The following is an 18,686-nucleotide window of genomic DNA, read 5'->3' as shown; positions in this document are numbered from 1 at the left end:
GGACCCCGGCTGGGCTCCCGTACGCCGCGTGGTGGGAGAAGTCGGTGACAGCGGAGCGATGGTGACCCTTGTCACGTCGGCGCTAGTCTGCCGGGCATGCGCATGTTGCACCTCGGGCTGCGGGTCACCGACCTGGAACGCTCGCTCGCCTTCTACACCGCGCTCGGGTACGCCGAACTCGGCCGGGTCCCCGAGACGGGGTTCGGCAGCCTGACGATGCTCAAGCTGCCCGACGACCCGTTCGTCAGCCTCGAGCTCGTGCACGACCCCGCACGACCGGTCAAGGACATCAGCGCCGTCAACCACCTCGTCGTCCAGGTGGACGACCTCGATGCCACGATCGCCGAGCTCGCGGCCAGGGGCGTCACGGCCGAGCCGCCGGCGGAGCCGGGGCCGGGGATACGGACCTCATGGCTGACCGATCCTGACGGCCACAGGATCGAGCTCGTGCAGTGGCCGCCCGGACATCCGGCGGGCATGACGGCGGCCGACTTCGCCTGACGTCGGGGACTCCGGGTCAGCTGGTGACGGGCCGTTCGCTCTGGCGGCCCATGAAGAAGTAGACGCCGCGGTCGGTCTGCATGGCGGTGTGGAACTTCTGGGCCTTGGACTTGGCCGACGAGTTGGCGGTGACGATCGTGATGACCAGGTGCTTGACGTACGCGCCCGTGTAGATCTTGCCGTACGAGTAGCTCCTGTGGGCGCTGCTCCTGCGCCAGGCCACGTTCTTGTCGGCGGTGTTCTTCAGCCGCTTCGCGGTGTTCCTGGCGTCGGTGCTGGAGGGGAACGCCAGGATGATCTGCACCGCCTTGAGGTTCCCCCCGTACGCGCTGTAGGCGAGCTGGACGGCGCTCTCGCAGTTGTTGTCGGCCATCACGCCCTCGGCGTCCAGCGGGTCGCACGAGTCGTACGTCCAGCCGCCGACCTTGCGCGCCGCGTACTTCTCGCCCTTCAGGGAGAAGTTCCAGTCGTCGAACTCGGTGTGGTCGAGCGGCGTGTCCTGACTGTCGCTGGACGTGCTGGAAGGCTCAGGGGTGTCGGTCGGCGTGGCCGTCGGCGGCGCGGACGTCGGCGGCGCGGAGGTGGGCGGTGCGGACGGTGAGGTGCTCGGCTGGGCGATGGTGGTGGGTGCGGGGCCGGGGGCGTTGAGATAGCTGTACGCGCCGAACGCGCCGCCGCCGAGGAGGAGCACCGACAGGACGACGATCACGCCGATGAGCACGGCGTTGTTGTTCCGGCCGCCCGGCGGCGGGGAACCGTAGGGCGGCGCACCCGCCTGGTTGCCGTAGCCGTACTGTCCAGGCCCCTGGCCGTACTGCTGGCCGGCGCCCTGGCCGTACTGTCCCGGGCTCTGACCGTAAGGCGGCCGGCCCTGGCCGTGACCCGCGCCCTGGCCGTACTGGCCCGCATCTTGGCCGTACTGGCCGCCCGGGTTCTGGCCGTACTGGCCCGCGCCCGGGTCGTACGGCGTGGGCCCCTGGGCGGGCGGTTGCCCGTAGCCGGGTGGTGGGGCGCCTGGACCGGGGTGCGGCCCGGGACCCTGCCGACCGGGCTGGCCGTGTTGCTGGTGGCCAGGGGGGCCGTATCCGGGCGCCGGGGTGCCCTGGCCTGATGGCGGCCCGTACCCCTGCTGCCCCTGTTGCCCCCAGGGCCCATGGGGCGGGGGTTGCTGCGGGTGTGCCATCACACCATTGTGGGGCACATCCGGCCTCACATGCTGCAATCCCCCATATTGGCCTAGATAGTGGGGGCCCATGTCTGGCCGGAGCCGTGACCCACCTCGCCCGCGACCGGGCACTCCAAGAGGTCGCCCCTCGGCGAGTATCATCGCTTTGCGTGACCATGAATGTGCTTTACGTGACCGTGGAGGAGTGCGGATGGAGCCAGCGGCCATGCCTGAGCCGGCCGGCGTGGGAGCGCCGAGACCGAGTCGCGAGCTCAGGGTGCCGGCGGAGGTGGTCGCCACGGCCGAGCAGGGGCTCGCCGGCGGAGGCCGCCCCGGCAAGCGCGTGCTCGTCATCGGAGCGGGGATGGCCGGGCTGGTCGCCGCCTACGAGCTGATGCGCCAGGGGCACGAGCCCGTCGTCCTGGAGGCGCAGCAGCGGGTGGGCGGGCGCGTGCTCACCCTGCGCGGCTTCGCCCCCGGCCTGTACGCCGAGGCGGGCGCGATGCGGATCCCCCGCGTGCACGACCTCACCCTCGCCTACTGCGCGAAGTTCGGCCTGACCCTGCGCCCGTTCGTCATGGGCAACCCCAGCGCCCTCGCCTACCTCCAGGGCGTCAGGACCACGATGGGGAAGCTGAACGCCGACCCCGGGCTCGTCGACTTCGACCTGGCCGAGCACGAACGCGGCCGCACCTACGAGGATCTGTGGCGCACCGCCACGCAGGAGATCCACGACCTGTACGCGCAGGAGGGTGAGGACGCGCTCGACCGCATCTGCGCCGAGTACGACCGCTACTCCATCCGCAGCTTCCTGCGCGAGCGCGGGTTCTCCGAGGGGGCCATCGAGCTCTACGGCGTGATGAGCTTCAGGGAGTCCAACCTCAACGCGGCGGTCATCGAGCAGTTCCGCGAGATCATCGGGCGGGCGTTCGAGGACATGCAGGAGATCGAGGGCGGCGCCGACCGGCTGCCGACCGCCTTCTACCAGGAGCTCAAGGCCCACATCAGGTTCGGCCACGAGGTCACCGCCATCGAGCAGGACGACCGCGCGGTCACCCTGCACGTCAGGACGGGTTCCGGCCGGACGACGCTCACCGGTGACCACGCCATCTGCACGATCCCGTTCTCGGTGTTGCGCGACATCGAGACCAGGCCCGCGTTCTCCCGCCGCAAGCAGCGCGCGATCCGCGAGCTCAACTACAACGCCTCCACCAAGATCCTCTTCCAGGTGCGCCGGGCGTTCTGGGAGCAGACCGACGGGATCGTCGGCGGCACCACGGTCACCGACCTGCCGATCCGGCGCATCTGCTATCCCTCGCACCCGGTTCCCGGCGAGGACCGCTCGGTCCTGCTGGCCGGCTACACCTGGGGCCAGGACGCGCTGCGGTGGGGCGCGATGCCGCCGCAGAAGCGGATCGACCAGGCCCTGGAAGACGTCGCGAAGATCCACCCGGAGATCCACGACCACTTCGAGTTCGGGGTCACGCACGCCTGGTACAACGACCCCTACGCGGCCGGCGCCTTCGCCCTGTTCGAGCCGCACCAGCAGAGCAGCCTGCATGACGCGATCATCGCGCCGGAGGGCCGCGTGCACTTCGCCGGAGAGCACTGCTCGTTGTGGCACGCGTGGATCGAGGGTGCCCTGGAGTCGGGGCTGAGCGCCGCCCGCGCCGTCCACGAGGCGAGCTGAGCGCGGCCCGCGAAGGCGCGCTGAGCGCGACGCGTCAGCGGCGCGCCCGACCGGCGTAGCCACTGAGGCTGGCCGCCGCCGCGCTCAGGTCCGTGGCGGCGGCGGCGCAGGCGGCGAAGTGGGCGTTGACCGCCTCGTGCAGCCAAGGAGGCGCGATGCCGTCGGCCTCCAACCTCGCCCCGAGCGTCCGCAGGCGTTCGGCGCAGTCGGCGAGCGCGCGGGCGTCGGACTGCAGGACCTCGGCGTGGGCGGCGATCACCGCGGGATCGGCCGGCATGGCTCCTCCGGATGGTCAGGGGGCGGGCAACGGTACGGCGGCGTCCTGGAGCAGCCGGCGGGTGCCGGCCGACAGGCACAGCAGCGGACGGGCACCGTCGAGGCCCAGCTCACGAAGCCGGTGGGCCAGCGGGTGCGCCGACCCCGGCTGAACGGTCAGCCGCAGCCGGGGGAGGGGGTGCAGGCGGCCGCGCCCGCGGGCGCGCGCGCAGGAGCGCAGCGTCTCTCCCGCCGCTCCCCGCGCGTACCCGACCAGGTCGAGGGCGTTCACGGGCAGCCCGGGCCCGAGCAGGCCGTGCAGGGTGAGCAGCCGGTCCCCGGGGCCGCCGACGGCGACGCGGACGCTCCTGGCGGTGAGCCCGAACTCCAGCGGCACCAGGTACGGCCAGGCGCCCCACAACCTCGGCGCCACGGCGTGGACGGCGGCGGTGTCGACCACGGAGCCCGCCATGAAGCCGCCCGAGCACCGCCGGTCGGCCCTGCGCAGCAGGTCCGCACCTCCGAGCAGGCCGAGGCGGGATGGCCGGGGGTGCCACGGGTCCGCCACGACGAGCCCGACGTGGAACTCGCGGTAGCCGCCCACGCTGGTGCGCCGGTTCCAGGAGGCGTGCACGGTGACGAGCGCGCGGCCCGCGACCCCGACGGCCCGGCCGAGGCCCGTCCCGTGCAGCAGGCGTGCGACCGCGGCGGTGTCGGCGGCGAAGTACGCCGTCAGAGCGCTGCCGTCCTCGCACCTGATCGGCAGCTCGACCGGCCCGTCAGGGCCGTCCACCGTGTGGGTGGGCACGGTGAGGAAGGGGAAGCCGTCAGGGCGCGGCGCGTGGTCGAACAGCCGGTACGCCTGCGAGCGCACGACCGGCCCCCGGTACGGCGCGAGCCGCGCGTCCATCAGGTCACGGGCCTCGGGCAGGTCCTCGGCGAGGTTGGCGATGTAGCGGTCGATGCCGTGGCAGAGCGGGAACAGGTGCGTGGCGTCGGAATAGTCCACCACGTACCAGTCGGGGTGCGGGTCGAAGCAGGCTCCCGCGCCCTGCCCGTCGAGGGTGGGGACGATGTCGTGCTGGTTGGTGACGCTGGCGACCCAGGTGCGGGGGTCGGCGGGCCGTTTGAAGTCGACGGGCGCGCCGACGGCGACGGCGTGGGTGACGGTGTGGCGGGCGCAGAACCCGGCGTCCTGGGCCAGGTTCATGATGGCCGCGCCGCCCGCGCTGTGACCGATGAGGGCCACCTCGGCGCCCTGCGGCAGGCCGTAGTCGCGTACGGCCGCGGCCAGCGCGCGGCTGTACGGGTTGCTGTCGAGCACGGTGCTGCTGAAGGCGCCGAGCAGGTCCTGGGGCGAGTCGTGGTCGGGGCGCCCGGCCCGCATGCCGGGCGCCTGGACGACGTGGCGCACGACCCCGTCGGGGCCCTCGACGCTCTGGATGAGCACCCGGCCCGTCGTGCCGAGCACGCTGATGTTGCGCAGGAAGCCGAGCAGAGACGTCTCGGAGCCGATCCGGGCGGTCTCGGCCGCGGTCAGGCCGGTCCTGCGCGCGGCGCCCGCCCCCGTGTCGAGCGCGGCGACGGCCCGGTTGCTGATGCCGGTGATCGGGTCGGCGGTGGCGTGGCCGGTGCCGGTCGCGATCAGCCAGGCGGTGCGGTCGTTCAGCGGGTTCTCGTCCAGGAGCGCCCGCAGGGCGAGGACCTCGCCGAAGACCGGGGCGATCTGGCTGAGCGCGCGTACCACGCCGCGGTCCTTGAGCAGGGCGCGCAGCGCGCGTACGGCCTCCAGATCGCGGTCGGCGGCGGCCGCCTCGACGAGCCGGACGATGAGCGGATCGCGCGCCAGCTCGGGGTGCTCGGTGGCGACGGCGGCGATGCGCAGCCGCAGCGAGGTGGCGAGCACGCGGACGGCCAGGCTCTCCTGGCCCGCCAGCGCTCCCAGCCGCGCCGCCAGGGTGCCCAGCCGGCCGCCGGCGGGCGCGTACCCGAGCCCTTCGCCGTCGGTGAGGGCGTGCAGGAGCGTGCGGTGGGCCAGGAGACCCGCCGCGGGGGCGTGGGGCAGGGCCGTGAGCAGGGTCCCGTCGGTCAGCGCGGCCGTGGCGTGCACTCCGGCCTGCCTGATGGTGACGGCGATGTCGACGAGCTCGCGGGCCGCCCCCCGCAGCGGCCCGCCGGCGGCTCCCGCCCCGCCGCCCACCGGCGCGTCCGCCGTCCCGCCGCACGGTCCGCCCACCGGCGCGTCCGCCGATCTGCTGGACGGTCCGTTCTCCGGTCCGTTCTTTGGGGCGGTCACCGGGGCGGCCGCCGGGTCATGCTGACGAAGTGGGGGCGCGGGTCCTCCGGGACGTTGCGGTGCAGCACGTCCGACAACGTTCTCGTGGTCGCGATGATCCGCATGCCCTCCGGGGAGAAGGTCGCGGCGTTGAACACCCTCGGGGCCAGCAGGGGATTGGTCAGCGCCTGGGAGAACGCGTCGATGGCGATGATCTTCGTGAGCAGCGGCGGCAGGATGGCGTCGGGCGAGCCGGGCTCCTCGGCGAACAGGCCGACGTACAGGTCGAGGTCGTCGACGCCGCGGTAGAGGTCGCGCAGCGCGCCGCTGACCCGCGCGTCGCCGGAGACCTGCTCGAAGCGGCGCACCCGCGGAAAGCGGCAGTGTTGCCGGTAGCTGTTGTACGGCGCCAGGCCGAGCACCCGCGAGTCGGCGATGCTGGCCACGTCGACCTGCCTCAGGAGGGGGTCGGTGTTGAACAGGCCGATGCGCCCGGCGCGCTGGAGGGAGGCGTCCTCGAAGAGCCGGCCGAGGCCGGGCTCGGGGATCAGCGCGCCGCCGGCCATGGTCTGCGCCATCGGCAGGTCACGGCCGCCCACCGACAGGCGGGACGGGATCAGGCTGTGCCAGCGGTAGACGAGGTTGAACTCCACCGAGGCCCAGTTCTCGCGGTGCCAGGGCGCGCGGGCCAGCATCGCCGTCAGCCGCGGATCGAGGGTGAACCGGAAGTGGTAGGGGGTGATGTGGTTGATGTACTCCTCGACCACCAGCTTGATCAGCAGCACGATGAGGATGTTGCGCGCCGTCTGGAAGACACGCTCGTCGTCCCAGCGCGGATGGCGTCCGGCGAGCAGCCGCGCCACCCTGTTGTGCTCGCGCAGGAACAGCACCGTGAGCATGGTGAACCCGATCTGGATGTTGCCCCGGTCGCTTCCCGTCGCGAACAGGGTGTCGCGCTGCGCGTCGGTGAGCTCGTCGAAGCGGATCACGCTCAGCGGGGCGAACTCCGGCTTGATCTTGCCGTTCTCGCACAGGTGCGGCGGGAACTCCCCGCCGTTGATGGTCTGGCTCTTGAGCAGGCCCCCGTCGAACGTGCGCAGCGCCGCCGTGGCCGTCTCGTCCAGGCCGTAGAGCTGGTTGAGGTCGATGTGGTGGTTGGAGGTGTTCTTACGGGGATCGCGCGGGACGTTGGTGTCGCCGCGCAGGAAGCCGTCGGTGAACCACTGGGCGAAGTAGGCGAACAACACGGAGGAGCGCGGACAGGGGATCATGGTGTCGCCACGGGCGAACAGGTCGGCGGCGCGCTCGGGGGCCGGCCGGTTCGCCTCGGGCAGGGGGAGCGGGGGCAGGTGCCTGCCGCTGTAGGTGCGGTCGGTCAGTGAGGGCCACGACGTGTAGCCGGCCATCGTGCTGAGCGGCTCGGGCCGGGGCGGCATCTCCCGGATCGCGCTGTCGATCAGCGCGGCGTTGACCCGCCGCCGCAGCGCCGGGACGGCCTGTACGACGTCCCAGACAGGCCTGCCGCCGGTCAGCGCCAGGAACCTGAGCCGGTTGACGACCCCGTCGGTTGCGGCGCTGCGCGCCGTGCTCGTCGCCATCGTCACCCTTCCCGGCCCGCGGGGCCGAACGCGAGAACGAACCGGTCGGGGAAGATGCCGCCCGATCGGACGAGGGCCCCTTCCGGCGGCGGGACAGGGCGCAGGCCGGGGCGCAGCAGCAGGCGGCGTACGACCTCGCAGACGACCGCGGCGGCGGGGTGCACGCCCAGGCAGGAATGGTGACCGTGGCCGAAGAACAGTTGGTGGTGGCGCGGCCGGCCGAGGCGGAACTCGGCGGGCTCCGGCACCACGTCCGCGTCGAACATGGCCGAGGCAGGCGCGGCGAGCACGAGCGTGCCCGCGGGGATCAGCGTGCCGCGCGGGGTGCCGGCGGCCAGGACGTGGTCGCGCTCGCACATGCGGGGAAGCAGCTTGAAGAACGGGTTGAAGCGCAGCGCCTCCCACACGTACGGGTCGAAACGGGCAGGAGCGGCGGCGGCCTCGGCGGCCTTCGCCAGCACCCGCGGGCGCAGGAGCAGTTGCTCGACCGCCTCGGCCATGGCTCCCGGCCCGCTCTCGACGAAGCCGAGCGGCAGGCCGGCCATGTTGACGACGATGCGCTCGTCGTCCAGGTCGAGGCCGGGAGGCAGGTTCGTACGGGCGAGCCGGGTGAAGACGTCGTCCGGCAGGTCACGCCCGTCGCGCAGCGCAGCCCGGAGTCCGGCGAGCCGGTCGCGCAGGTAGGCCGTCATCTCGGCGCCCGCGCGCACCGACTCCTCCTGGATCGCCGGGTCGCCCGCGTAGTTGGCGAAGCCGTCGGTGACGATGGCCCGCGTCCACCGCGACAGGGTGCCGGGGTCGGGCCCGGGAAGCCCGAAGTATTCGGCGCACACGCCCAGGGCGACGTGGCGGAACAGCGCGTGGACCGCTTCGACGCGGCCGCTCGGCAGCGCGGCGTCGAGGGCCTCGTCGGCCAGGCGCCCCGCGAGCGCCCGCACGCGGGCGGTGTCGCCCGGGTCGAGCATGACCCGCATCAGGCCTTTTTCCCGCCAGTTCATCGGGGTGGCGTCCCGGCCCAGCATGTACGGGCCGCCCAGCGCGGCGTCCAGGCGCGGCCCGAAGGCGCGGACCGAGAAGACCGACTCCCGGGAGAGCACCTCGATCACGTCGGCGAAGCGCGTCACGACCGTGAAGGCGGGCGTGACGAAGACGGGCCGCCGCTCGCGCAGCTCGGCGAACAGGGTGCGCCACTCGGTGCGCATCCACTGCTGGACGAGCCCCAGCGCCGCCATCGGGTCGCGGGCCAGCGCCTCGTCGTATCTCTCCAGATGGCCGCTCGTGGTCGCCTGATCGGCAGCACCCATGCCGTTTGCCCACCTTCCGCTGAGACCGGAGCCAACAGAGATCATCACGTTGTGTAGCCACAATCTAGACAGAATGTTGCCGCTACCGTGCGGAGTGTTTTGACTCCTCTTGGTGATGAGCTCGTCACTTCCAGGCCATAGCCGGAGCCCAGGGGCCCGGTCATCAATGGGGAGGCCCTGTCGTCTGCACCGATCACGGAGGCACTGTGAACGCGTCACCCACCCCGCGGGCGGGCTCGGGCACTTCGGAGACGGTGACGCTCACCACCGGCCGCCGAGCGGTCTACCTGGTCGTCCTCGTGGTGCTTCCCGTGCTGCTCCTGGCCGTCGCCGTGCCCGCCGCGTGGGGGTGGGGCATCGGCCCGCGCGACCTGGTCATCGCCGTCGTGATGTACCTCGTGAGCATCTTCGGGATCGCCATCGGCTATCACCGGCTCTTCACCCATCGCGCCTTCAGGTGCCGCAGGCCGCTGCGGGTCGCGCTCATGCTCGCCGGCGGCATGGCCGTTGAGGGTCCCGTCTCCCTGTGGGCGGCCGAGCACCGGCGCCACCACAAGTACGCCGACCGCGAGGGCGACCCGCACTCGCCGTGGCGCTACGGCGACGACGGCCTGGCCCTGCTGCGCGGCATGGCGCACGCTCACGTCGGCTGGTTCTTCACCGCGCGCCGGCGCTCCAGCAGACGCCACTGGGTGCCGGACCTGCTGGCCGATCCGGACGTCCGGCGGTTCGACGCCGCCTACCCGGCCGTCGTGGTGCTGTCGTTCGTGCTGCCCGCCGCGGCAGGCGGGTTGTGGTCGATGTCGTGGGAGGGCGCCTGGTCCGCCTTCTTCTGGGGCGGCCTGATCCGCTACGCGGTCGTGCACCACGTCACGTGGTCGGTGAACTCCGTCGCGCACACGTTCGGCGAGCGGCCGTTCCCGGGACGGGACCGCTCGTCGAACGTGTGGTGGGTGGCGATGCTGACGCTGGGCGAGGGCTGGCACAACTGGCACCACGTGGAGCCGGCGTGCGCCCGGCACGGGGTGCTCAAGGGCCAGCTCGACCCGAGCGCGCGGCTGATCCGCTGGTTCGAGCGCGCGGGCTGGGCGCACTCCGTACGCTGGCCGGATCCCGGCCGCCTGGCCGCCCGCCGCGCTGCCTCCCGGGCCGCCCGCCGGTGAGCACGGGGTCGGCCCAGGGGCGGAACCGCCGGCGGTACACGTGCGGACCGAGGCGCACGGGCCACGAGGCGATGGTCACGGCGCCGGGCGAGCCGGCGGAGCTGCTGCTGGCGGTCGCCGCCGCGGGACGGGCGGGACGTGGTCAGAAGAGGGTCGGTGGCTCGCTGGGCATCGGCTCCGGCAGGGGCTCCAGCTCGGGTACGCGGGCGCGTACGTCGTCGTGGAAACGGCGGGCGAGCGCCGGGGCGTCCGCGTTGTCCGGCGTGTGGATGAACACGGTCGGCGAGCGTCCCTCGCGCAGCCAGTCCGCCACGGTGCCGGCCCACGGGCCCCAGCCGTCGATCGTGCGCGCCTCGTCGTCCCTGCCGAGGTAGCGCACGATCGGGTGGGCGGTGAGGGCGCGCGTGCGGCGCGGCACACGCGGTTTCTTCGTCCACGCGTCGCGCTCGGCGTCGCTGGTGGGCGGGCTCTGGAAGAGCACGGTGGTGTCGAAGGGCACCCATTCGGCGTCGAAGCCGGCCAGCAGGCGTTCGAGCAGGCGTTGCGACCGCTCGTCCTCGAAGAACGCGCGGTGCCGCACCTCGACGGCGTATCGGTGCGAGCGGGGCAGCCGGTGCAGGAAGGCCGCGAGGGCGCCGAGGTCGGCAGGCGAGAACGAGCCGGGCAACTGCAGCCAGAGCGCGTGGATCCGCGAGCCCAGCGGCTCCATCGCCTCCAGGAACGTGTGCAGGTCCTCCTCGGCGCCGGTGAGGCGGCGCTCGTGGGTGATCGCCTTGGGCAGCTTGACGACGAAGCGGAAGCCGGGGCCGGTCTGCCCGGCCCACGACTCCACCGTGCTTCTCGACGGGGTGGCGTAGAAGGTCGTGTTGCCCTCCACCGCGTCGCACCAGGTCGCGTAGGCGCGCAGGCGCTCACCCGGGGGAAGCCCAGCGGGCAGGAGCCGTCCCTGCCAGCGCGCGTGGGTCCACATCGCGCATCCCACATGAAGCCGCATGAACGCGACGTTATCGAAGACCGCCGCACACCGCGGCCATGTTGTCATACGACTTTCAGGTTCGTATGATGACGAGCGACTTCAGCAAGCCGACCCTTGGGACCGCCATGGCCGCCGACCAGATCCGCCACGTCTCGCTCTCCTCCGTCACGCTCCCGCTGGCCGTTCCCGTCAGCGACGCCAAGGTCCTCACCGGCCGGCAGAAGCCGATGACCGAGGTCGTCTTCCTGTTCGCCGAGATCACGACGGAGGAGGGCCACAGCGGCACCGGCTTCAGCTACTCCAAGCGGGCGGGCGGCCCCGCGCAGTACGCCCACGCCAAGGAGGTCGCGGAGAACCTGCTGGGCCAGGACCCGTCCGACATCGGCAGGGTCTACGACCTGCTGTTGTGGGCGGGGGCGTCCGTCGGGCGTTCGGGCGTGGCCACGCAGGCCCTGGCCGCGATCGACGTCGCGCTCTGGGACCTGAAGGCCAGGCGGGCGGGGTTGCCGCTGGCGAAGCTGCTGGGCTCGTATCGCGACTCCGTCAGGACGTACAACACCTCCGGCGGGTTCCTGCACGCCCCGATCGAGGAGGTCAAGGCGCGGGCCACGCAGTCGATCGAGAGCGGCATCGGCGGGATCAAGATCAAGGTCGGTCAGCCGGACATGAAGGAGGACCTGCGCAGGCTGGCGGCCGTGCGCGAGCACCTGGGGGAGGACGTGCCGCTCATGGTGGACGCCAACCAGCAGTGGGATCGCCACTCGGCCCTGCGGTTCGGGCGGGCGGTGGAGGAGCTGGGGCTGGTCTGGATCGAGGAGCCGCTCGACGCGTACGACGCCGAAGGGCACGCCCGGCTCGCCGACGCCCTCGACACCCCCATCGCCACCGGCGAGATGCTCTCCAGCGTCGCCGAGCACGTCCGGCTCATCGAGGCCCGCGCCGCCGACATCATCCAGCCCGACGCGCCGCGCGTCGGCGGCATCACCCCCTTCCTGCGCCTGGCCACCCTCGCCGACCACGCGGGCCTGCACCTCGCGCCGCACTTCGCCATGGAGATCCACCTCCACCTGGCCGCCGCCTACCCGCGCGACCCGTGGGTCGAGCACTTCGAATGGCTCAATCCCCTGTTCGACGAGCGTCTGGAGACCCGTGACGGCCGCATGATCGTCCCCGACCGTCCCGGTCTCGGCTTCACGCTGAGCGGGCAGTGCCGCGCCTGGGTGGCCGACAGCGTCGAGTTCGGGCGGGCGTGACCGTGATGCCGCCGGGCGACCGCGTCGAGTCCGTACGGTTCCGCCGCTACGCCGTGCCCCTGCCGTGCCCCGTGAGCGACGCCAAGGTCGCCACGGGACGCCAGCGCCCGCTGTCCCAGGTCGACGTGCTGACCTGCGAGGTCGCCACGGCCGGCGGCCTGGGCGGGCTGGGCTTCTCCTACACCACCCGCGCCGGCACCGCCGCCCAGTACGCCCACGCCAAGGAGATGGGGGAGCGCCTGCTGGGCCAGGATCCGTCCGACATCGGCAGGGTCTACGACCTGCTGTTGTGGGCGGGGGCGTCCGTCGGGCGTTCGGGCGTGGCCACGCAGGCCCTGGCCGCGATCGACGTCGCGCTCTGGGACCTGAAGGCCAGGCGGGCGGGGTTGCCGCTGGCGAAGCTGCTGGGCTCGTATCGCGACTCCGTCAGGACGTACAACACCTCCGGCGGGTTCCTGCACGCCCCGATCGAGGAGGTCAAGGCGCGGGCCACGCAGTCGATCGAGAGCGGCATCGGCGGGATCAAGATCAAGGTCGGTCAGCCGGACATGCGGGAGGACCTGCGCAGGCTGGCGGCGGTGCGCGAGCACCTGGGGAGGACGTTCCGCTCATGGTGGACGCCAACCAGCAGTGGGATCGCCACTCGGCCCTGCGGTTCGGGCGGGCGGTGGAGGAGCTGGGGCTGGTCTGGATCGAGGAGCCGCTCGACGCGTACGACGCCGAAGGGCACGCCCGGCTCGCCGAGGCCCTCGACACCCCCATCGCCACCGGCGAGATGCTCTCCAGCGTCCCCGACCTGGTGCGCCTCATCGACCTGCGCGCCTGCGACGTCCTCCAGCCCGATGTGCCCCGCGCGGGCGGCATCACCCCCTACCTCAAGGTCGCCGCGCTGGCCGACCACGCCGACCTCCAGGTCGCGCCGCACTTCGTGATGGAGATCCACGTGCACCTGGCCGCCGCGCACCCGCGCGACTCCTGGGTCGAGCACATCGAGTGGCTGTCGCCGCTGTTCAACGAGCGGCTCACGATCGAGGGCGGCCGCATGCGGGTCCCCGACCGGCCCGGCCTCGGGCTCAGCGTCGCGGACGAGGCCGCGGCCTGGCGTCTCGACGCCGTCGAGTTCCGCGCGGCGGGCGGGTAGATTGTCATCCGTGCCGCCGGACAGAAAGCTCGATCGCGACACCGGGCGTGGCCTCGCCCACGAGCTCGTCGAACGGCTGAAGGCCCGCATTCTGGCCGGCGAGATCGCCCCCGGCCAGAAGTTGCCGACCGAGTCCTCGCTGGTCGAGGAGTTCGGCGTGAGCCGCACGGTGGTCCGCGAGGCCATCTCGCGGCTGCAGGCGGCGGGGCTCGTCGAGACCTTCCAGGGCCGCGGCTCGTTCGTGCTCGACCTGCCCGCCCCCGCGCCGTTCTCCGTGGAGGCCTCGCGGGTCCGCACGCACCGCGACGTCCTCGACATGATCGACTTCCGCATCGGGGTCGAGTCCGAGTCGGCGGGGCTGGCCGCGGAGCGCCGCACCGACCTGCAGCTCAAGGCCATCGAACGCGCCCTCGTCGATCTCGGGAGCTCCGACCGGCACCCCGGCCACGCCGTCGAGGCCGACTTCCGGTTCCACCTCAAGGTCGCGCTGGCCTCCGGCAACCGGTTCTACTCCGACCTGCTCGCCTCGCTCGGCCCCATGATGATCATGTTGCCGCGCACGCGCCTGGCGCACGGCTACACGGTCTCCGACGCCACCCACCTCACCCGGGTGACGCTCGAACACGAGAACGTCTACCGCGCCGTCGCCGACCAGGACGCGGCGGCGGCGCGGGCCGCGATGCGGCTGCACCTGTCCAACTCGCGCGCCCGGCTCCAGGCGCCCTAGCTACCAGCGGGCCGTGTTGGGCGTGAAGTCAGGCACGACCGTCCGCATGTACGTGGTGTCCTCGCGGCCGCGCTGCCCGCACGTGACGTACTGCTCGTGCAGGGCCGCGAGCGCGTCCTCGTCCAGCTCCACGCCGAGGCCCGGCCCGGTCGGCACGGCCACGCTCCCGTCGCGGAACTCCAGCACCCCAGGCCGGATGACCTCCTCGGACTTCCACGGGTAGTGCGTGTCGCAGGCGTAGGTGAGGTTGGGGGTCGCGGCGGCCAGGTGCGTCATCGCCGCCAGGCTCACGCCGAGATGTGAGTTGGAGTGCATCGACAGGCCCATGCCGAACGTCTCGCAGATGCCGCCCAGCAGCGCCGAGCGCCGCAGGCCGCCCCACAGGTGATGGTCCGACAACACGACCTGCACGGCGCCGGCGGCGACGGCGGGCCGGAGATGCTCGAAGGCGATGACACACATGTTGGTCGCGAGCGGCAGGTCGCTGCGCCGGGCGACGGCCGCCATGCCGTCGATGCCCGGCGTGGGGTCCTCAAGATATTCGAGCACGCCGGAGAGCCGGCCCGCGACCTCGACCGAGGTCCCGACGGTCCAGGCGCCGTTGGGGTCGATGCGCAGGGCATGCCCGGGGAAGGCCGCGGCCAGCGCCTCCACGGTCTCGATCTCGTGGCGGGGCTCGTACACACCGCCTTTGAGCTTGATCGCGCCGAAACCGTAGTCGTCGACCATGCGCCGCGCCTGGGCGACCATCTGCTCGGGCGTGCGGCCCTCGCCCCACAGGTCGTCGTCCCGGCCCGGGTGGCCGGCCCACTTGTAGAACAGGTACGCCGAGTACGGCACGCGCTCGCGTACGGCGCCGCCGAGCAGGTCGCTGACCGGGCGGCCGAGCGCCCTGCCCTGCACGTCCAGCAGGGCCACCTCGAACGGCGCCGCCACGGTGTCGACCGCGCTCGACAGGTCGAGCATGCCGCCGAAGCTGGCTCCCGCGCCGCCGGTGGACGCGCCCAGCGCCGTCACGACCACGCGGCGCAGCCCGTTGAGGTCGAACGCGTCGAGGCCGGGAAGGGCGGCGGCGACGGCTTCGAGGCGCTGGAGGTGAGCCTGGTCGGCGTACGTCTCCCCGAGCCCGACCAGCCCGGCGTCCGTGTGCACCTGGACGATGGCGCGCAGCACGAACGGCTGGTGCACGCCGACGACGTTGAGCAGCGGCGGGTCGCGGAAGGCGACGGGGGTGACGGAGACCCGGCTGACCCGGCCGCCCGTGGCGGCGTCTCCGCCCGGCGTGGGCCGGTGTCCGGCGCTGGTGGTCATTGCGTGTTCTCCTCCACGGGGTCGTCCGCGCGCCCGGCCGGTTCCCCGGCGGGCTTGCGGCGGCGCACGGCCTTGCTGATCAGGGGGCGGATCAGGGGCAGGACGGCGACCAGCACGACCAGCGCGAGCACCGTGCCCGAGATCGGGCGGGTGAAGAAGCCGGTCGGGTCGCCGCCGAAGATGAGCAACGACTGCCGCGAGGAGTTCTCGATCATCGAACCGAGCACGAACGCCAGCACGAGCGGCCCCGGCTCGAAGCCGAGCTTCTTCATCAGGTAGCCGAGCAGGCCGAAGACGATCACCAGGAAGATGTCGTAGACCTGGTTGTTCACCGTGTACGCGCCGAGCAGCGTGATGAGCACCGTGATCGGCGCCAGGATCGCGGGCCGGACCCGCAGGATCCGCACGAAGACGCCGACCATGGGGATGCTCATGATGAGCAGCAGGATGTTGCCGATGTACATCGAGTTGATGACGCCCCAGAAGACGTCGGGGTGCTGGGCGACGAGCTGCGGGCCCGGCTGGATGCCCTGGATGAGCAGCGCGCCGAAGATGAGGGCCATCGTGGCGTTGGCCGGGATGCCGAGGGTCAGCAGCGGGATGAACGACGAGGTGGCGGCGGCGTTGTTGGCGGTCTCCGGCGCGGCCACGCCCTCGACGGCGCCCCTGCCGAAGCGCTCGGGCCGCTTCGCGCGCCGCTTCTCGAACGCGTACGCGGCCAGGGAGGACAGCGTCGCGCCGCCGCCGGGCAGCACGCCGAGGAAGAAGCCGATGAGCGAGCCCCGCCCGATCGCGCCCTTGGACTGGCCGAGGTCCTTGCGGGACGGCCAGACGTTGCCGACCTTGGCGGGGGAGTGGACCTGGTTGTGGCGTTCCTCGATGTTGTAGAGGATCTCGCTGAGCCCGAACAGGCCCATGGCGAGCGGCACGAAGTCGATGCCCTCGGCCAGGTTGAGGCTGTCGAAGGTGAAGCGCTCGGCGCCCGTGAAGGTGTCGCGGCCCACGGTCGCGAGCAGCAGCCCGACGCAGGCGGCGATGATGGCCTTGAGCTTGTGGCCGTTGCCCACCGACGAGATCAGCAGGACGCCGAGCACGCCCAGCGCCGCGTACTCCGGGGGCCCGAAGTCGAGCGCGAAGCCGGCGACGACCGGGGCCAGCAGCGTCAGGCCGAGGATCGAGACGGTGCCCCCGATGAAGGAGCCGATGGCCGCGATGCCGAGCGCGGTGCCGGCTTTGCCCTGTTTGGCCAGCGCGAAGCCGTCGAAGACGGTCACCACCGAGGACGCCTCGCCGGGCAGGCGCAGCAGCACGGAGGTGATGGTCCCGCCGTACTGGGCGCCGTAGAAGATGCCCGCCAGCATGATGATCGCCGGAACGGGCCCGATGCCGTACGTGAGGGGCAGCAGGATGGCGATCGTCGCGCCGGGGCCGAGCCCGGGGAGCACGCCGATGAGCATGCCGATGATGACGCCGGCGAAGCAGTAGAGCAGGTTGGCCGGCTCCAGGACGACGCCGAAGCCGTTGAGAATCGGGGTGAGGTCCATGTGACTTTCTCAGATGAGGCGCGGGAGCGGGACCTGCAGCAGCAGGACGAAGAGCACGTAGAACGCGGCCACGGTGCAGACGCTGATCACGATGGACGACACCCACGACTCCTTGCCCAGCCACCGCAGCCAGACGAACATCAGCAGCAGCGACGGGATCTCGAAGCCGATCAGGGGGAGGAGCGCGGCGAGCAGCACGAGCGTCACCAGCGCGACCAGGGTGAGCAGGCTCGCCTTCGAGAACCGCTCGGCGTCCTCCAGGCGGCGGCCCGCGGCGGCGAGCGCCGCGGACAGCACGACGATGACGACGCTGATGGCGAACGGCCACAGGCCGGGGCCCGGCTGGGTGAGGCTGCCGAGCCCGAGCGCGTACGATCCGACCGCGCCGAAGATCCCGGCGCCGAGTCCTGCCAGGGCCGCCGCCGTCTGCGAGACAGGTCCCGCGTGCGGCGGCCGTGACTCGTCCAGCTCGGCCTGGAGCCGCTCGGTCTCGACGGCGACGTCGTCGAGCGGATCGGGCGACCTGGCGGGGTCGGGCATGGACATGCACACTCCTTGGTGGCGGGCGGACGAGCGGGTGGGGGCGGCCTGCCGGGACCTCGGTCAGCCGGCCAGGCTGACCCCGAACTCGTCCAGCTGCTTCTTGTAGGTGGCGGTGTCGCTCTGCAGGGAGCTGAGGACCTCTTCGGGGGTGACCTCCATCGGAGTGAGCGAGTTCTGCTCGTTGAACTTCTTGTACTCCGGCGTGGCGAACGTCTTCTTGGCCGCGTCGAGCAGCTTCGTCTTGACGTCCTGCGGCGTGCCCTTGGGCGCGGTGAGGAAGCGGTACTGCGTCACCTGCACGTCGAAGCCCTGCTCCGTGGCCGTCGGCACGTCGGGCATGTAGGGGATGCGTTCCTTGGAGAAGACCGCGAGCGGCACGAGCTTGCCCGCCTTGACGTTCTCGATCGCCTCGCCGATCTGCATGGTGGAGACGTCGACCTGGTTGCCGAGCAGGGCGGTCAGCGCGGGGGCGCCGCCGTCGAAGGGCACCGCCGTGGCCTCGACGCCGGCCGACTTGAAGGTCAGCGCGGAGGCCAGCTGGGCGCCCGTTCCCACGCCGGTCGTGCCGTAGCGGATCGTCTTGCCCGCCTTCTTCATGTCCTTGATCGACGTGTAACCGGACTTGGGGTTGGTCGCCATGACGTAGTCGTCGCGCGAGACGCCGGTGATGACGTCGAACGAGTCGATCTTCGTGGCCTCGGCGGGCGACACCGTGAGCGGCGTGATGGTGAAGAGCGAGGCGTTCTGTACGGCGATCTTGTAGCCGTCGGGGGCGGCCGACTGCAGCTCCTTGGCGTTGAGCGCGCCGTTGGCGCCCGGCTTGTTGAGCACCGGCGCGGAGACGCCGAGCTCCTTGGCCATGCCCTGGGCCAGCGCCCGGGTGATGAGGTCGGTCGAGCCGCCCGGCGAGGCGCCGACGCTGAACTCGATGTTGCCCGACGGATATTCGCCGCCGTCACCGCCGGTGGAGGTCGTCTTGACCCCACCGCACGCGGTCAGCGCGATGGCGGCGACGGTGCCGAGGACTCCCGCGAGAACGCGGCGGGGGGCTGTCCGGGATGCCGGCATGGACTTCTCCTTCGTGCGGGCGATGCCCCGCGTGGGGTGCGCGTGGGGTGGGCGTGGGGTGCGGTGAAGCGGGGATTCGGACGGACGTCGAATGGGGTTCTGTTCCGTTCTCTGTAGTCTCCGGAGACTAGGGACCAGCTTCGATGCCTGTCCAGGCTCAATTCGGTATTAA

At 72.1% G+C, this 18,686-nt stretch carries 17 protein-coding genes and 1 pseudogene; 7 read left to right on the top strand and 11 right to left on the bottom strand.

Annotated features, from left to right (window positions below; all coding sequences use genetic code 11):
* Positions 1 to 96 precede the first annotated feature (96 nt).
* Positions 97 to 501, top strand: coding sequence for a VOC family protein (locus ABGA98_RS27975; RefSeq protein WP_347621390.1), 405 nt, complete (start codon positions 97 to 99; stop codon positions 499 to 501).
* A gap of 16 nt (positions 502 to 517) precedes the next feature.
* Here ABGA98_RS27975 and ABGA98_RS27970 read toward each other — a convergent pair whose 3' ends face one another.
* The gene (locus ABGA98_RS27970) at positions 518 to 1,684 is read right to left on the bottom strand and encodes a hypothetical protein (protein WP_347621389.1); all 1,167 of its coding nucleotides are present in this window, start codon (positions 1,682 to 1,684) and stop codon (positions 518 to 520) included.
* Positions 1,685 to 1,892: 208 nt separating this feature from the next.
* On the opposite strand from ABGA98_RS27970, the gene ABGA98_RS27965 reads away from it, so the two are divergent.
* The gene (locus ABGA98_RS27965; RefSeq protein ID WP_347621388.1) at positions 1,893 to 3,356 is read left to right on the top strand and encodes a flavin monoamine oxidase family protein; all 1,464 of its coding nucleotides are present in this window, start codon (positions 1,893 to 1,895) and stop codon (positions 3,354 to 3,356) included.
* Between the two features lie 34 nt (positions 3,357 to 3,390).
* Here the strand turns inward: ABGA98_RS27965 and ABGA98_RS27960 are convergent, their stop codons facing one another.
* From ABGA98_RS27960 to ABGA98_RS27945, 4 genes are read right to left on the bottom strand one after another with little or no spacing between them, the layout of a single operon-like run.
* The gene (locus tag ABGA98_RS27960) at positions 3,391 to 3,633 is read right to left on the bottom strand and encodes a hypothetical protein (RefSeq protein ID WP_347621387.1); all 243 of its coding nucleotides are present in this window, start codon (positions 3,631 to 3,633) and stop codon (positions 3,391 to 3,393) included.
* A gap of 15 nt (positions 3,634 to 3,648) precedes the next feature.
* Positions 3,649 to 5,847, bottom strand: coding sequence for a hypothetical protein (locus ABGA98_RS27955; RefSeq protein WP_347621386.1), 2,199 nt, complete (start codon positions 5,845 to 5,847; stop codon positions 3,649 to 3,651).
* A 56-nt stretch (positions 5,848 to 5,903) separates the two neighbouring features.
* Positions 5,904 to 7,484 (bottom strand): peroxidase family protein, encoded by a 1,581-nt coding sequence (locus ABGA98_RS27950; RefSeq protein ID WP_347621385.1) that lies wholly within the window; start codon positions 7,482 to 7,484, stop codon positions 5,904 to 5,906.
* A gap of 2 nt (positions 7,485 to 7,486) precedes the next feature.
* Positions 7,487 to 8,788 carry a cytochrome P450 gene (locus tag ABGA98_RS27945; protein WP_347621384.1) on the bottom strand — a complete coding sequence of 434 codons (1,302 nt, stop codon included), beginning with the start codon at positions 8,786 to 8,788 and terminating at the stop codon, positions 7,487 to 7,489.
* A 206-nt stretch (positions 8,789 to 8,994) separates the two neighbouring features.
* Between ABGA98_RS27945 and ABGA98_RS27940 the strand changes: the two genes are divergently transcribed.
* On the top strand, positions 8,995 to 9,951 hold the full coding sequence (locus ABGA98_RS27940) for an acyl-CoA desaturase (protein ID WP_347621383.1): 957 nt from the start codon (positions 8,995 to 8,997) through the stop codon (positions 9,949 to 9,951).
* A gap of 142 nt (positions 9,952 to 10,093) precedes the next feature.
* Here the strand turns inward: ABGA98_RS27940 and ABGA98_RS27935 are convergent, their stop codons facing one another.
* Positions 10,094 to 10,945, bottom strand: coding sequence for a DUF72 domain-containing protein (locus ABGA98_RS27935; protein WP_347621382.1), 852 nt, complete (start codon positions 10,943 to 10,945; stop codon positions 10,094 to 10,096).
* 107 nt (positions 10,946 to 11,052) lie between these two features.
* Between ABGA98_RS27935 and ABGA98_RS27930 the strand changes: the two genes are divergently transcribed.
* Both ABGA98_RS27930 and ABGA98_RS27925 read left to right on the top strand, forming a co-directional pair.
* Positions 11,053 to 12,180, top strand: a complete 1,128-nt coding sequence (locus tag ABGA98_RS27930; RefSeq protein ID WP_347621651.1) for a mandelate racemase/muconate lactonizing enzyme family protein — start codon at positions 11,053 to 11,055, stop codon at positions 12,178 to 12,180.
* 5 nt (positions 12,181 to 12,185) lie between these two features.
* A pseudogene (locus ABGA98_RS27925) lies at positions 12,186 to 12,530 on the top strand (enolase); the annotation flags it as partial.
* Here the strand turns inward: ABGA98_RS27925 and ABGA98_RS27920 are convergent.
* Positions 12,455 to 12,694 (bottom strand): hypothetical protein, encoded by a 240-nt coding sequence (locus ABGA98_RS27920; RefSeq protein WP_347621665.1) that lies wholly within the window; start codon positions 12,692 to 12,694, stop codon positions 12,455 to 12,457. The pseudogene ABGA98_RS27925 and the gene ABGA98_RS27920 overlap by 76 nt on opposite strands.
* A 96-nt stretch (positions 12,695 to 12,790) precedes the next feature.
* Here ABGA98_RS27920 and ABGA98_RS27915 point away from each other — a divergent pair, with 96 nt between their 5' ends.
* Together ABGA98_RS27915 and ABGA98_RS27910 are read left to right on the top strand one after the other, a co-directional pair.
* Positions 12,791 to 13,321 carry an enolase C-terminal domain-like protein gene (locus tag ABGA98_RS27915; RefSeq protein WP_347621381.1) on the top strand — a complete coding sequence of 177 codons (531 nt, stop codon included), beginning with the start codon at positions 12,791 to 12,793 and terminating at the stop codon, positions 13,319 to 13,321.
* A gap of 10 nt (positions 13,322 to 13,331) precedes the next feature.
* Positions 13,332 to 14,048, top strand: a complete 717-nt coding sequence (locus ABGA98_RS27910) for a FadR/GntR family transcriptional regulator (protein ID WP_132597708.1) — start codon at positions 13,332 to 13,334, stop codon at positions 14,046 to 14,048.
* On the opposite strand, the gene ABGA98_RS27905 is transcribed toward ABGA98_RS27910, so the two are convergent.
* From ABGA98_RS27905 to ABGA98_RS27890, 4 genes are read right to left on the bottom strand one after another with little or no spacing between them, the layout of a single operon-like run.
* Positions 14,049 to 15,359, bottom strand: coding sequence for an enolase C-terminal domain-like protein (locus ABGA98_RS27905; protein ID WP_347621380.1), 1,311 nt, complete (start codon positions 15,357 to 15,359; stop codon positions 14,049 to 14,051).
* Positions 15,356 to 16,903 (bottom strand): tripartite tricarboxylate transporter permease, encoded by a 1,548-nt coding sequence (locus tag ABGA98_RS27900; protein WP_347621379.1) that lies wholly within the window; start codon positions 16,901 to 16,903, stop codon positions 15,356 to 15,358. The genes ABGA98_RS27905 and ABGA98_RS27900 overlap by 4 nt, the downstream gene beginning before the upstream one ends.
* 9 nt (positions 16,904 to 16,912) lie before the next feature.
* Complete coding sequence (locus tag ABGA98_RS27895; protein ID WP_347621378.1) at positions 16,913 to 17,449, bottom strand: tripartite tricarboxylate transporter TctB family protein; 537 nt, start codon at positions 17,447 to 17,449, stop codon at positions 16,913 to 16,915.
* A gap of 57 nt (positions 17,450 to 17,506) precedes the next feature.
* Positions 17,507 to 18,514, bottom strand: a complete 1,008-nt coding sequence (locus ABGA98_RS27890; RefSeq protein WP_347621377.1) for a tripartite tricarboxylate transporter substrate binding protein — start codon at positions 18,512 to 18,514, stop codon at positions 17,507 to 17,509.
* Between the last annotated feature and the right edge of the window lie 172 nt (positions 18,515 to 18,686).

Origin of the sequence: Nonomuraea sp. B1E8 (genome assembly GCF_039871515.1) — a bacterium.
Classification (GTDB): Bacteria; Actinomycetota; Actinomycetes; order Streptosporangiales; family Streptosporangiaceae; genus Nonomuraea.
Note: the sequence above shows the minus strand (reverse complement) of the source record. Positions and strands in the feature narration are given on the sequence as shown.

Excerpts from the sequence above, each read along its gene's own strand:
- ABGA98_RS27975 (WP_347621390.1), top strand. The coding sequence starts at position 97 with ATGCGCATGTTGCACCTCGGGCTGCGGGTCACCGACCTGGAACGCTCG.
- ABGA98_RS27970 (WP_347621389.1), bottom strand. The coding sequence starts at position 1,684 with ATGGCACACCCGCAGCAACCCCCGCCCCATGGGCCCTGGGGGCAACAG.
- ABGA98_RS27965 (WP_347621388.1), top strand. The coding sequence starts at position 1,893 with ATGCCTGAGCCGGCCGGCGTGGGAGCGCCGAGACCGAGTCGCGAGCTC.
- ABGA98_RS27960 (WP_347621387.1), bottom strand. The coding sequence starts at position 3,633 with ATGCCGGCCGATCCCGCGGTGATCGCCGCCCACGCCGAGGTCCTGCAG.
- ABGA98_RS27950 (WP_347621385.1), bottom strand. The coding sequence starts at position 7,484 with ATGGCGACGAGCACGGCGCGCAGCGCCGCAACCGACGGGGTCGTCAAC.
- ABGA98_RS27945 (WP_347621384.1), bottom strand. The coding sequence starts at position 8,788 with ATGGGTGCTGCCGATCAGGCGACCACGAGCGGCCATCTGGAGAGATAC.
- ABGA98_RS27935 (WP_347621382.1), bottom strand. The coding sequence starts at position 10,945 with ATGCGGCTTCATGTGGGATGCGCGATGTGGACCCACGCGCGCTGGCAG.
- ABGA98_RS27930 (WP_347621651.1), top strand. The coding sequence starts at position 11,053 with ATGGCCGCCGACCAGATCCGCCACGTCTCGCTCTCCTCCGTCACGCTC.
- ABGA98_RS27920 (WP_347621665.1), bottom strand. The coding sequence starts at position 12,694 with ATGCCGCTCTCGATCGACTGCGTGGCCCGCGCCTTGACCTCCTCGATC.
- ABGA98_RS27915 (WP_347621381.1), top strand. The coding sequence starts at position 12,791 with ATGGTGGACGCCAACCAGCAGTGGGATCGCCACTCGGCCCTGCGGTTC.
- ABGA98_RS27905 (WP_347621380.1), bottom strand. The coding sequence starts at position 15,359 with ATGACCACCAGCGCCGGACACCGGCCCACGCCGGGCGGAGACGCCGCC.
- ABGA98_RS27900 (WP_347621379.1), bottom strand. The coding sequence starts at position 16,903 with ATGGACCTCACCCCGATTCTCAACGGCTTCGGCGTCGTCCTGGAGCCG.
- ABGA98_RS27895 (WP_347621378.1), bottom strand. The coding sequence starts at position 17,449 with ATGTCCATGCCCGACCCCGCCAGGTCGCCCGATCCGCTCGACGACGTC.
- ABGA98_RS27890 (WP_347621377.1), bottom strand. The coding sequence starts at position 18,514 with ATGCCGGCATCCCGGACAGCCCCCCGCCGCGTTCTCGCGGGAGTCCTC.